The organism is Exiguobacterium sp. (assembly GCF_020832205.1).
Taxonomy (GTDB): Bacteria; Bacillota; Bacilli; order Exiguobacteriales; family Exiguobacteriaceae; genus Exiguobacterium.
The window spans coordinates 1-13,042 of record NZ_JAFIFD010000013.1 but is presented as its reverse complement, the minus strand read 5'-3'; the positions used below and the strand labels follow the sequence as shown (position 1 = coordinate 13,042).

The following is a 13,042-nucleotide window of genomic DNA, read 5'->3' as shown; positions in this document are numbered from 1 at the left end:
TAGAACTAGGAAAAGGAGGGTTTTTGTGAAAATTGCTAAATTTACGACGCAACAGAAGAACAAAGACCGCTTGAACGTCTTTGTCGAGAAAGAGGGGCGGGAAGAGTTCGCCTTTGCCATCGATGTCGATGTCTTCATCAAATACGGATTGACACGAGGCATGGAGCTCGAAGACAATTTTGTTCGTGACGTCCTCGAGGCAGAAGAACAACAGAAAGCATATAAAGCAGCCGTCAACTATTTGTCGTACCGAATGCGTTCCGTTTCAGAGGTGCATGACTATTTGATGAAGAAAGAAGTAAGCGAGTCCGCTATCAAACATGTCATCGAACGGTTAAAAGAACAACGCTACTTGAACGATGCCGAGTTCGCCAAAGCGTATGTTCAAACGAAGTTCAACACGAGCCCGAGCGGACCGATCAAAATCAAGCGCGAACTGACGCAGCTTCGGATCGACCCGAACACGATTGAAGACGTCATCGCATCGATTTCACACGAAGACCAGCTCGAAAAGGCCGGAAAGTTCGTGAAAAGGAAACAAATGGAAACAAATCGCCGTTCTGCCACAGAAGTGCAACAAAGAATTCAACAAACCCTAATGCAAAGGGGTTTCACGTTTGATATCATTTCAGAGGCGATTCATACGTTTTGGGAAAACGAGGATGAGGACGTCGAGCTTGCGGCCTGTCTGACACAAGCCGAAAAGTTGAATCGGAAGTATAGCAGTTACGATGCGTTTGAACGGAAACAGCGCATGAAGATGCAGCTTCGGCGCAAAGGGTTTCCGTACGATGTGATCGAACGTGCCTTAGAAAGGCTCGCGGAAGAACAATCGTAATGGGACATCGGTTTACGGTAGGGGATAAATCTGAAAAGGTGGGTCTACATTGACGATTTTCGAATGGATTACAGCACTGATGCCGATTGTGGCCGTGCTCGTCTTATTGGTCATTATGCGTTTACCGGCATCGGTTGCGATGCCGCTCTCGCTCGTGTTAACAGCACTTCTCGCTTTCTTCGTGTGGCAGCTAGATGTCACACAAATCACGGCAGCAATTTTACAAGGACTTGTCATCGCCATCACGGCCGCTTGGATCGTGTACGGTGCGATTGGAATGATGAATACGATGCGGGAAGGCGGCGGAATGAACGCCATCCGTTCCGGCTTCGTCACGATCACCCCGGACCCGCGAATCCAAGTGCTCATCGTCGGTTGGCTGTTCGTTTCGTTCATTGAAGGGGCATCAGGATTCGGGACGCCGGCCACGGTCGCGGCTCCGCTTCTCATCGCGCTCGGCTTTCCGCCGATTGCGGCCGTCGTCATCGCCTTGTCGGCCGATGTATCAGCCGTAACGTTCGGTGCGGTCGGGACGCCAGCTTTGATCGGAATCGGGAACGGTCTCTCGCTCGACGTGAGCCAGCCTGAGGCAATCGAATTTTTGACGAGTGTGGTCTTGCAGACGGTACTTATTGACATGGCCGTCGGGCTATTCATCCCGTTCATCTTGATTTTGATGCTGACGCGCTTCTTCAGTAAAGCAAAATCAGTGAAACCGGCATTCGAAGTATTGCCGATCGCGCTTGTCGCAGCACTCGTCTATAGCGTACCGGCCTATTTGTGGACGCTCGTCCTTGGCTTTGAGTTTGGTGGTATGCTCGGAGGCTTGACGGGCCTCGTCATCTTGGTCGCCATGGCGAAAAAAGGCATCCTGATGCCGAAGCGTGTATGGACGTTTGACGGTTATGTCGATGAGCTTGACGAGCCGCTAGAACAGCCGACCGTCAAGACAGGGAAGCGCGAACTTCCACAGTGGAAAGCTTGGGCGCCGTACTTGATTTTGACGATTTTCCTCATCTTGACACGGACGGTACCGTTCTTGAACGAATTGACGCGAAGCGTCCGCATCAACCTCCCTGATATTTTAGGAGTGACAGGCATCTCAACGTCATGGGAACCGTTCTACTCACCAGGCTTCATGTTCATCTTGACGATGATTGCGACGTTCTTCTTGCACAACATGAGCTGGTCACAAGTGGCGTCGGTGTTCAAATCGACGACGCTCGGAATCGGTGGAACGCTGATCACACTCGCAGCGTCGGTACCGATGGTTCGTATCTTCATCCACTCGGAGAACGGCGGAGCCGGTCTTGCGTCGATGCCGGTCGAACTCGCGACAGCAGCAGCCGATACGTTCGGCGGCGTCTGGCCGATCGTTGCACCGTGGATCGGGGCGCTCGGATCGTTCGTGTCTGGATCGGCCACGTTCTCGAACATGATGTTCTCGAGCTTGACGACGAGTGTCGCTGATTCGGTCGGAATGAGCGAGACGCTCGCCTTGTCGATGCAGATGGCAGGGGCGAACGCCGGGAACATGATTTGCGTCTTGAACGTTGTCGCCGTCGCCTCGGTCGCAGGTCTCCTCGGAAAAGAAGGAACGATTATCCGCTACACGCTCATGCCGATGATTTATTACGTCACGGCGACAGGGATTGTCGGTGTCATCCTTGCGACATTCTTCATGAACTAAAAGAAATTACAAAATCTTTACAAAATAATATTGACAATTTTCTGAACAGTCTGCTAAGGTTTTAGTAGATTTTAAAACTATGAAACGAGAGGAGCCAGCATGATGAAGTACATCACAACACTACAACGCACACACACAACATCATATGGCTACTCTTATTTGACTGCTTAAACGGGCAGCTGGATAGGGGTAGTGTCCTTTCCCTGACCATGCAAAAGACTGAAGACTGTCAAGCGCACTTCATCCGATTGGTTGCACAATCAGGTGAGGTGCGCTTTTTTGCGTGCATTGAAAGGACGAAAGGGGGAAATCAGTCGTGAAACTGATTAAACAATTGGATTGGTTTATTAAAAGACAAAAACGGACGTACATCATCGCCATCATCTTACTGATCATCACCGGGTTCGTCGATATGCTTCCGCCGTGGATCATCGGTCAGGCAATCGATGCGATCCGCGAAGGGAGTTTGACGACGGAACGGTTGATCGTTATCGTCGGGTCGTTGCTCAGTATCATGGTCTTATCGTACGTCATGTCGTATTTATGGATCGCTCGCCTGTTCGGCACGGCGTTCTTGCTCGAGAAAAAACTACGGGGACGCTTTTTCGGTCACTTGCTCCGTCAGACGCCGCGGTTTTATCAGCAACATCGCACGGGCGATTTGATGGCGCTCGCGACGAATGATTTGAAAGCGGTGGAACGGACGGCGGGGTTCGGTGTCATGACGCTCGTCGACTCGTTCAACATGACGCTCATCGCCCTCACCATCATGGGAGTGTTCATTGACTGGAAACTGACGCTCGCAGCACTGTTGCCGATGCCGCTCCTCGCTTGGTCGATGAACAAGCTCGGCCGACAAATCCACGCTCGCTTTACGGCGGCACAGGACGCTTTCGGAGACATGAACGACCAAGTCGTCGAGTCGATTTCAGGACTTCGCGTCGTCCGCTCGTTCGTCCAAGAAGAGGCGGATACGAAAAAGTTCGACACGATCACGGACGACGTCATGGCGAAAAACATGCACGTCGCTAAAATCGATGTCTTGTTCGAACCGGTCATCAAGTTACTCGTCGGACTCAGTTATTTGATCGGCCTGTCGTTCGGCACGTATCTCGTTTTCACGAATGACATCACGCTCGGACAGCTCGTCTCGTTCAACATTTATTTAGGGATGCTCATCTGGCCAATGTATGCGTTCGGGGAATTGATCAACGTCGTCCAACGTGGAACGGCGAGCCTTGAGCGGATCGAGGCCACGATGAACGAAGAGCCGGACGTCGTCTCGAGCGGTTCCGTCGAGATGGAGACGCCGGAGAAAATCACGTTCAAATCTCTTACGTTTGAGTACCCAGGGGCGAATCGTCCCTCGCTCGAGGACATCGTCTTACACGTTTCACGCGGCGAGACGATTGGAATCGTCGGACCGACCGGAGCTGGGAAGACGACGCTCTTGCGTCAGTTGATCCGTGAGTATCCGATCGATGACTCGCTTCTCATTAACGGTGTGCCGATCTCAGACATCAAACTTGAGACGGTACGGGGATGGAGCGGTTACGTGTCTCAAGAGCATCTCTTATTCTCGAAGACGGTACGTGACAACATCTTGTTCGGGTCGAACGAGGCGACGGAAGCCGAGCTTCAAACGGCGATCCGACTCGCTGCGTTCGACACGGACATCGAGCATTTAGAGAACGGGCTCGATACAGTCGTCGGCGAGCAAGGTGTCATGCTGTCGGGCGGACAGAAACAGCGTCTGTCGATTGCGCGTGCCTTGCTCAAAAATCCAGAAATTTTATTGCTCGACGACTCGCTCTCGGCGGTCGATGCGAAAACGGAAGCGCGCATCATTGACTCGGTACGCACGAGCCGGGCTGAACAGACGACGTTCATCGTCGCCCACAGATTGTCCGCCGTCGCCCATGCCGACCAGATTCTCGTCTTGCAAGACGGGCGCGTCACGGAACGCGGTACGCACGACCAACTGATGGAACGACGCGGTTGGTACTACGAACAATACGTTCGACAAGGAGAGACGGAGTAATCCGGGAAAAGGGGGAATCTCTCATGATCGATCAATATGAACTAGATCCAGTCCGCAGGAAAAAGACGATCCGCTCGCTCGTCGGCTATGCCAAACAAGTGAAGCGCTCGATTTTCCTCGGTCTGTTGTTACTCTTTTTAGCGGTCGGCGCGGAACTCGCGGGACCGTATATTGCCAAAATCATCATCGATGACCATATCGTCGCCATCGAGCGCGATTGGGTCCAAGTCGAATCGGGCGGAAGCGTCACGTTCGACGGAAATTCTTATGAGAAAGAACCGAGACTCGACGGTGAGCCGATCGTCCGTCCCGTCTCGATCGTCCAGACGGCAGAGGGATATTATCTCGTTCCCGACGCCGTCATGAGCGGCGGTATCCGGGAAGTTGACGGCGGTGTCCTCACGATCACACGAAGTGAGGAGACGGCGACGTACGAGAACATCGTCCCGCTCTCGTCGGCGGACGTGTTCCAGTTTTATGAGACGGATCTTCGGGCTGTGCTCACATTATCCGCCCTGTATATCGTCTTGCTTCTCATCGCGGCCGGATTGAACTGGGGGCAACAGATGCTCCTCCAACGTTCGGCCCACACGATTGTCAAGACGATGCGTCTCGACGTCATGCGGCACTTACAGACGATCCCGGTCCGTTACTTTGACCAGACCCCGATCGGAAAAATCGTCAGCCGGGTCACGAACGACACCGAGACGATTCGCGACTTGTATTTAGGCGTGCTCGCGCGCGTCTTCCAAAGTGTCGTCATGATGATCGGTGTCTTGATCGCCATGTTCTTCCTAGACGTGCGCCTCGGTCTCGTCTCGCTCATCATCATCCCGGTCGTCATCGTCTGGATCAAATTGTTCCAGCGTTTGTCGACCCGAAACAACTTCCGTGTCCGTGCGCTCGTCGCCGACATGAACGCCCAGTTGAATGAGAGCATTCAGACGATGCCAATCATCCAATCGTACGTGAAAGAAGACCTCGTGTATGACGAGTTCAACGAGAAGAACAGTGATAACTTCCAAACACGACGGAAGCTATTGAAACTCGATGCGCTCATGTCGCATAACTTAGTCAACTTCTTCCGCAACATGGCGCTCGCCCTCCTCATTTGGGTCGTCGGTGCACAGACACTCGGAACCGGCAGCGTGCTCACACTCGGGATTTTGTACGCGTACATCGATTACGTGTCACGAATCTTTGAGCCGGTGACGCAAATCATGAACCAGTTGTCACCATTGCAACAAGCGCTCGTCTCGGCCGACCGGATGTTCCAACTGCTCGACGAAGAAGGCGAAGACGTGTCCATGGAACGGATCCCGCGCTTCAAAGGAGAAGTCGAATTTAAAGATGTATCCTTTAGCTATGAGGCCGGAAAACCGGTGTTGCAACATATCGATATCCACGCATCGCCAGGCGAGACGATTGCCCTCGTCGGTCACACCGGCAGCGGCAAGAGTTCGATCATGAACTTGCTCATGCGGTTCTATGACCCGTCGGAAGGGACGCTCAACATCGACGGGATGGACGTGACGAAACTGCCGACGCAAGCCGTCCGTGACCATCTCGGCATCGTGTTGCAAGACCCGTTCCTCTTTACAGGATCGATTAAAACGAACGTGACGCTCGGTGACGAGACGATCTCAGACGAACGGATATGGCAAGCGTTGACCGCCGTCGGTGCCGACCGCTTCGTCAAACAGCTGCCACAAGGGCTTGACGAGCCGGTCATCGAGCGCGGTGCCTCGCTCTCGAGCGGGGAACGACAGCTGATCAGCTTCGCCCGTGCCCTCGTCTTCGATCCGGCCATCCTCGTCTTAGACGAGGCGACGGCGAGCGTCGACTCGGAGACGGAAGCGCTCATCCAAGAAGCGCTCAAGACACTCACGAAAGGGCGGACGACGTTTGTCATCGCCCACCGATTGTCGACGATTCGTGAAGCCGATCAAATCCTCGTTCTCGACCACGGTCACATCATTGAACGGGGTAACCATCAGTCGCTCATCGCCTTCGGTGGCGTTTACGCCCGGATGCATGAGTTGCAAAGCAAGCAACAAGCCATCAGTTGAGAAAGGAGTTCCTATGGAAATCATCGGAAAGTATAACCAAGCCAAAGTGTTCAATGAACGAATGGACGACGTGACGCGTTCGCAACTGCAAACGCTCGTCGACCAACCTTTCACAGAAGGCGCAACGATTCGAATCATGCCGGACATGCATGCGGGCAAAGGTTCGGTCGTCGGGACGACGATGACAATTCACGATAAAGTCGTGCCGAACCTCGTCGGTGTGGACCTCGGATGCGGGATGCTCTGCACGGAAATCAAGGCGAAGCGGATCGATTTTCAACGATTGGACGATGTCATCCGTCAACGCGTACCAAGCGGGATGAATATCCGAGACACAGCGCACGCTTATGCGGCGGCGCTCCCGTTAGAAGACGTCCGCGCCCCGTTCAAACTCGACCGCGCCTTGCGTTCCGTCGGGACACTCGGATCGGGTAACCACTTCATTGAAGTGAACGAAGACGGGGGACGGACGTTTCTCGTCATTCACTCCGGCTCACGTCATCTCGGCGTTCAAATCGCCGATCACTATCAACAGCGGGCCATCGAGCAGATGATGAGCACGGCGGACGTGAAACAAGAGATTGAACGTTTGAAAGCGGCCGGCCGAGAACGCGATATCCTGTCGTACCTCGAACAAGAAAAAGCGGCCCGCTCGAAGTTCCGTGACCTTGCCTACGTCGAAGGGGACGCGATGGAAGACTATATGCACGACGTCCGCATCGCGCAACAGTACGCGGCGGCCAACCGTCTCGCCATGACGGACGTCATTGTCGAGGCGATGAACTGGAACGTCGTCGATCAATTCGATACGGTGCACAACTATATCGACCACGAGGCGATGATTCTTAGAAAAGGGGCCATCTCGGCTAAGGACGGTGAGCGTGTCATCATCCCGATGAATATGCGCGACGGTTCGCTCATCTGTACCGGCAAAGGCAACCCGGATTGGAACTTCTCAGGACCTCACGGGGCGGGACGTGTCATGTCTCGTTCGGCGGCACGAAAACGCGTCGACTTCAATGAGTTCAAACAGACGATGAGAGGTGTCTGGTCGACATCTGTTCGGCCGTCGACGCTCGACGAGTCGCCGTTCGTCTATAAATCGATGAAAGAAATCGTCCGCTATATTGAACCGGCGGTGACGATCGATCAAGTGATCAAACCGCTATACAACTTCAAGGCGAACTGAACATTGTTTCAGTTTCGCCTTTTTCTTTTCTTTGGAAAATCTGATACGCTACAAGTGAGGTGAACGAAATGGAAAAACGATTGAGTGACTTATCGAAGTATGAGCTCGAACAAGAGATTCGGGCGCTCCATGAACGGAAGCGCAAAGCCGAGCAGATGGGGATGGTGAGCGAGATTGAAGTCGTGTTGCGTCGCATCGCCATCGCGGAAAGTTATTTGGTCGATCCGAAGTCGTTCAAACCAGGAACGACGTATATCGTCAACTATAACAATCGACCGTTCCGTTTGAAATTCGTCAACGGTGTCATGGGGTGGGGGACGTTTGAAGGTGAAGTGATGGAGCATGCGATTCCGCTCTCTGAGTTGTCGGAGGTGACGCCATGAACCGGTCTGAGCAGTATGAACGTCTGGCCAAGATTTTAAAAGAAAAGAACGACGTCCTCAGCGAGCTTGAAGCGTTGACGTGGGTCGAAGTGCTATGGGAGGATTTTGAAACGACGCTTGCCCGCGCCGGCGAACCGTATCCGGGAGAAGCGAAATCGTTTCAATACGTCGTCCAACAAATTGATGCGTACGGGCCCCAGTTGCATTTGTTCCAAACGAAAAACGAAAAATTCAAGCATCTGATGTCTAAACGCGACCTCCATTAAAATCACGCCGAATCGGCGTGATTTTTTACTTGAAAACATGATACAGTTGGTTATAATAAAAGTCGCTATTTGTTTGCTTTGTAGTTAAGTATTTATAAACTTTCTTTAGTTGGAATCATCTTTCACTAAACTTGCCGCAAAGTCGAAAGGAGGAACGCGACTTGGAAGTCGGTCAAAAAATGAAGCGTCTCCGTGTCAAAAACGGATTGACGCAAGAAGAGCTGGCGGAACGGACCGATTTGAGCAAAGGGTACATCTCGCAAATCGAACGGGATTTAAGCTCGCCCTCGCTCGAGACGCTCTTTGACTTGTTGGAAGTGCTCGGTTGTTCTCCGAAAGAGTTTTTCGATGAAGAGATCTTTCAAAAAGTCGTTTATACCGAGGACGACCGGACCGTTTACGTCGATGAGGAACGCAAGTACCGGACCGAGTGGCTGATCCCGGAATCGAATGAAAAAGAGATGGAGCCAATTTTACTGACGTTCTCTAAGCGCGGTGAATTTAAGCGGTACGAGCCTTCACGTGCGGAGACGTTCGTCTATGTCTTATCGGGACGGGTCGCTTTAAAGCTTGGGAATCACACGTATTTCGCCAAGGCGGGGGAAACCCTTTACTACGTCGCATCGGACTCGCACCAACTCGTCAACGATTACGAAGGTGAGAGTGAGTGTCTCGTTGTGGCGACACATTCATATTTATAAACAAGGAGGAAATGAGATGAACGAAGCAACGATTATCCGTTTTGACAACGTGTCGAAACGTTATGACGACACGGTCGTCTTAGAAAATATCAGTTTCGAGATTGAGCGAGGCAAGTTCTATACGTTGCTCGGACCGTCCGGCTGCGGGAAGACGACGATTCTCCGTCTGATCGCCGGATTTACCGAGGCTTCTCATGGAGACATTCACTTTGACGGGAAGCGGATCAATGACGTGCCGGCGAACAAACGTCAAGTGAACACGGTGTTTCAAGACTATGCCCTTTTCCCTCACTTGAACGTGTTCGAGAACGTCGCTTTCGGTCTTCGCATCAAGAAGATGAAGGAAGCAGAGATCAAGACGAAAGTCGAGCAGGCGCTCAAGTTCGTCAACTTGGTCGGCTACGAGTCACGAGAGATCGATGAGATGTCAGGCGGACAGCGCCAACGTGTCGCCATCGCCCGTGCCATCGTCAACGAGCCGGAAGTCATCTTGCTCGATGAACCGCTCTCGGCGCTCGATTTGAAACTGCGCACCGAGATGCAATATGAGCTTCGTGAACTTCAGCAACGTCTCGGCATCACGTTCATTTTCGTCACGCACGACCAAGAAGAAGCGCTCGCGATGTCGGATGAGATTTTCGTCATGAATCACGGACAGATCGTTCAAAGCGGGACGCCGACGGATATTTATGACGAACCGATCAACCGCTTTGTCGCCGACTTTATCGGTGAATCGAACATCGTTCCGGGCGTCATGCTCGAGGACAACGTCGTCACGTTCGCCGGCAAGACGTTCAACTGTGTCGACCAAGGGTTTGACCGCAACGAGAACGTAGAAGTCATCATTCGCCCCGAAGATTTAGAGATGACGTCGATGGACGCGGCAAAACTCGTCGTCGACGTCGATTCGCAACTGTTCCGTGGCGTCCATTATGAGATTTGCTGCTATGACGAAGAAGGAAACGAATGGCTCGTCCACTCGACGAAGAAATCGGTCGTCGGATCGAAAATCGGACTGACGTTCGACGAAGAAGCGATTCACGTTATGCGTCTAGGGGAGACGGAGGAAGAGTTTGACCGTCGCCTCGAATCGTACGAGGAGGTCGCCCATGAATCGAACTAGTCAAACGGCGAAGACGGTCTATTTGACGACATATTGGGTGTGGATCGCCCTGTTCGTCATCGCGCCGCTGTTCCTTGTCTTGTATTACTCGTTTTTTGATATCGAAGGAAATTTAAGTTTAGAGAACTACCGCAACTTCTTCACGCCGACGTATTTGACGATGACGCTGTCGTCGTTTTGGTACGCGTTTTTAATCACGTTCTTCTCGCTCCTCATCGGCTATCCGACGGCTTACTTGTTGACGAAGACGAAGCATAAACAGTTATGGTTGCTTCTCATCATCTTGCCGTCATGGATCAACCTGTTGTTGAAAGCATATGCGTTCCTTGGGATTTTCGGGACGTACGGAATCACGAACCAGTTTTTAGAGGCAATCGGGATCGGCACCCAGCAAATCCTGTTCACGGATTTCAGCTTCGTCTTCGTCTCGGTCTATATTTTTATTCCGTTCATGATTTTGCCCGTTTATAACGCCATCGAGAAACTGCCCCCGTCGCTCGTCTATGCGTCGCGCGATCTTGGTGCCTCGAACTGGACGACGTTCCGTCGTGTCATCTTCCCGTTGACGCTCGACGGCGTCAAATCCGGGATTCAAATCGTCTTTATCCCGGCGCTGTCCCTGTTCATGATCACTCGTCTCATTGCCGGGAACCGAGTCATCACGCTCGGGACGGCGATTGAACAACAATTCCTCGTCACGCAAAACTGGGGCATGGGCTCGACGATTGCCGTGTTCTTAATTCTTGCGATGGTGCTCGTCATGGTCATCACGCGTGACTGGGGTGCGAAAGGAGCGGTGCGTCGATGAAACGAAAAAAATTCAAATTGGCCAATCTCTATTTGATGGCGGTGTTCTTCATCCTGTACGCACCGATCCTGTACTTGGTCGTCTACTCGTTCAACAGCGGCGGCACGATGAGCGGATTCGAAGGTTTCACGCTCGAGTGGTATGAGTCACTCTTCACGGACACGCGTCTCCTCATCATCGTCTTGAATACGATCGTGATCGCGTTGCTCTCGGCGACGATTTCGACCGTACTCGGTGTCATCGGGGCGCTCGCCATTTACACGGCGAAACAAAAGTATACGAAGACGTCACTTCTGTCGCTCAACAACGTGTTGATTGTCAGCCCGGACGTCATCATCGGGGCGTCGTTCTTGATTTTGTTCACGATGCTTGGCATTCAACTCGGATTCTACTCGGTACTGTTGGCCCATATCGCCTTCTCGGTCCCGATCGTCGTCATCCTCGTGCTGCCTAAGTTGCAAGAGATGAGCCCGACGCTCATCGATGCGTCACGCGACCTCGGGGCGAGTACGTGGGATGTGCTCACGAAAGTCATCTTGCCGTATATCACACCGGGCATCTTCGCCGGTTTCTTCACGGCGCTCACCTATTCATTGGATGATTTCGCGGTCACGTTCTTCGTCACCGGCAACGGCTTCGCGACACTTGCCGTTGAGGTATATTCGCGTGCCCGTCAAGGGATCTCGCTTGAAATCAACGCCTTGTCGACGCTTCTGTTCTTGTTCACGCTCCTTCTCGTCATCGGGTATTATGTACTCGCGCGACGTGGGGCGAAGGAGGTAAGACGATGAAAAAATTAGTCATCATGTTGACGGCGCCAGTCGTCGTCAGTTTCGGGATCTTGTTTTGGATTTATCAAATCAACATGGCGCAGGGGTTCGGCGGGGACAATACGCTCGTCGTCTACAACTGGGGCGATTATATCGATGAAGAGTTGATTGATGAGTTTGAAGAAGAGACCGGATTGAAAGTCATCTATCAAACGTTCGACTCGAACGAGGCGATGCTGACGAAAATCCAGCAAGGCGGAACGGCCTACGATATTGCTGTCCCGTCGGATTATGCCATCAGCAAAATGATTGAGGACGATTTGCTCATCCCGATCGACTACACGCAACTCGAAAACTTCGATAATATCGACCCGCGTTTCCTCGACAAGTCGTTCGATCCGGGGAACACGTACTCGGTCCCATACTTTTGGGGGACGGTCGGCATCGTGTATAACCCGGAACTCGTAGACGGTGAGATCACGTCGTGGAACGACTTGTGGGACATGCCGCTCGAGAACGATATTTTGCTCGCGGACGGAACGCGCGAAGTGATGGGCTTCGGGCTCAATTCACTCGGTTACTCCCTCAATACGACTGACCGAGACGAGTTGCTCGAGGCCGAGAAGAAACTCGAGACGCTTTGGCCGAACATTAAAGCCATCGTCGGTGACGAGATCAAGATGCTCATGGCGAACCGCGAAGCCGCGGCTGCCGTCGTTTGGTCAGGTGATGCTTCGGAGATTATGTACGAGAACGAAGAGTTGACGTACGTCATCCCGGAAGAAGGGACGAATCTTTGGTTCGACAACCTCGTCATTCCGAGTACGGCTCAGAACGTCGAAGGGGCCCACCAGTTCATCGACTTCATGCTCGACGCTGAAATCGCGGCGCGCAATACGGATTACGTCGGTTATTCGACGCCGAACCAGGCCGCACTCGAATTTCTAGACGAAGAAGTCGTCACGGATGAGCGTTTCTACCCGTCGAGTGATGTGACGGATGAGCTCGAAGTATATGAGAACTTAGGAAAGCGGATGAACGCGTATTACAACGAGTTGTATTTGCGCTTCAAAATGCAGAGTAAATAAAAGAAGTCCCGCTCACCATGGTGGGCGGGACGTGGCATTGTGTATGGTGGCATTGTCGTTTAAGACTGTCGCAAAT

Annotated in this window: 12 protein-coding genes; all 12 read left to right on the top strand. The window is 52.4% G+C overall.

Annotated elements, in window-relative coordinates; all coding sequences use genetic code 11:
* Nucleotides 1–25: 25 nt before the first annotated feature.
* Entirely contained in the window at nt 26–838 is an 813-nt protein-coding gene (gene recX, locus JJU47_RS02210; protein WP_228615910.1) for a recombination regulator RecX, read from the top strand.
* A 49-nt stretch (nt 839–887) separates the two neighbouring features.
* Nucleotides 888–2,528 carry an L-lactate permease gene (locus tag JJU47_RS02205; protein WP_228615909.1) on the top strand — a complete coding sequence of 547 codons (1,641 nt, stop codon included), beginning with the start codon at nt 888–890 and terminating at the stop codon, nt 2,526–2,528.
* 316 nt (nt 2,529–2,844) lie between these two features.
* Nucleotides 2,845–4,569 (top strand): ABC transporter ATP-binding protein, encoded by a 1,725-nt coding sequence (locus JJU47_RS02200; protein ID WP_228615908.1) that lies wholly within the window; start codon nt 2,845–2,847, stop codon nt 4,567–4,569.
* A gap of 23 nt (nt 4,570–4,592) precedes the next feature.
* Nucleotides 4,593–6,638 carry an ABC transporter ATP-binding protein gene (locus JJU47_RS02195; protein ID WP_228615907.1) on the top strand — a complete coding sequence of 682 codons (2,046 nt, stop codon included), beginning with the start codon at nt 4,593–4,595 and terminating at the stop codon, nt 6,636–6,638.
* Nucleotides 6,639–6,651: 13 nt separating this feature from the next.
* Nucleotides 6,652–7,827, top strand: a complete 1,176-nt coding sequence (locus tag JJU47_RS02190) for an RtcB family protein (protein ID WP_228615906.1) — start codon at nt 6,652–6,654, stop codon at nt 7,825–7,827.
* A 68-nt stretch (nt 7,828–7,895) separates the two neighbouring features.
* Entirely contained in the window at nt 7,896–8,210 is a 315-nt protein-coding gene (locus JJU47_RS02185; RefSeq protein WP_228615905.1) for a YfhH family protein, read from the top strand.
* Nucleotides 8,207–8,476, top strand: a complete 270-nt coding sequence (locus tag JJU47_RS02180; RefSeq protein ID WP_228615904.1) for a YfhJ family protein — start codon at nt 8,207–8,209, stop codon at nt 8,474–8,476. Before JJU47_RS02185 ends, JJU47_RS02180 begins: the two co-directional genes overlap by 4 nt.
* A 161-nt stretch (nt 8,477–8,637) precedes the next feature.
* The gene (locus tag JJU47_RS02175) at nt 8,638–9,177 is read left to right on the top strand and encodes a helix-turn-helix domain-containing protein (RefSeq protein WP_228615903.1); all 540 of its coding nucleotides are present in this window, start codon (nt 8,638–8,640) and stop codon (nt 9,175–9,177) included.
* A gap of 16 nt (nt 9,178–9,193) precedes the next feature.
* Nucleotides 9,194–10,300: an ABC transporter ATP-binding protein gene (locus JJU47_RS02170; RefSeq protein ID WP_228615902.1), complete on the top strand. Its 1,107-nt coding sequence runs from the start codon at nt 9,194–9,196 to the stop codon at nt 10,298–10,300.
* On the top strand, nt 10,287–11,108 hold the full coding sequence (locus tag JJU47_RS02165) for an ABC transporter permease (protein WP_228615901.1): 822 nt from the start codon (nt 10,287–10,289) through the stop codon (nt 11,106–11,108). Before JJU47_RS02170 ends, JJU47_RS02165 begins: the two co-directional genes overlap by 14 nt.
* The gene (locus JJU47_RS02160; protein ID WP_228615900.1) at nt 11,105–11,899 is read left to right on the top strand and encodes an ABC transporter permease; all 795 of its coding nucleotides are present in this window, start codon (nt 11,105–11,107) and stop codon (nt 11,897–11,899) included. The genes JJU47_RS02165 and JJU47_RS02160 overlap by 4 nt, the downstream gene beginning before the upstream one ends.
* Nucleotides 11,896–12,966 carry an ABC transporter substrate-binding protein gene (locus JJU47_RS02155; protein WP_228615899.1) on the top strand — a complete coding sequence of 357 codons (1,071 nt, stop codon included), beginning with the start codon at nt 11,896–11,898 and terminating at the stop codon, nt 12,964–12,966. Before JJU47_RS02160 ends, JJU47_RS02155 begins: the two co-directional genes overlap by 4 nt.
* Nucleotides 12,967–13,042: the final 76 nt, after the last annotated feature.

Coding starts and splice junctions, on each gene's coding strand:
- JJU47_RS02185 (WP_228615905.1), top strand. CDS start 7,896: ATGGAAAAACGATTGAGTGACTTATCGAAGTATGAGCTCGAACAAGAG.
- JJU47_RS02190 (WP_228615906.1), top strand. CDS start 6,652: ATGGAAATCATCGGAAAGTATAACCAAGCCAAAGTGTTCAATGAACGA.
- JJU47_RS02155 (WP_228615899.1), top strand. CDS start 11,896: ATGAAAAAATTAGTCATCATGTTGACGGCGCCAGTCGTCGTCAGTTTC.
- JJU47_RS02165 (WP_228615901.1), top strand. CDS start 10,287: ATGAATCGAACTAGTCAAACGGCGAAGACGGTCTATTTGACGACATAT.
- JJU47_RS02180 (WP_228615904.1), top strand. CDS start 8,207: ATGAACCGGTCTGAGCAGTATGAACGTCTGGCCAAGATTTTAAAAGAA.
- JJU47_RS02170 (WP_228615902.1), top strand. CDS start 9,194: ATGAACGAAGCAACGATTATCCGTTTTGACAACGTGTCGAAACGTTAT.
- JJU47_RS02160 (WP_228615900.1), top strand. CDS start 11,105: ATGAAACGAAAAAAATTCAAATTGGCCAATCTCTATTTGATGGCGGTG.
- JJU47_RS02195 (WP_228615907.1), top strand. CDS start 4,593: ATGATCGATCAATATGAACTAGATCCAGTCCGCAGGAAAAAGACGATC.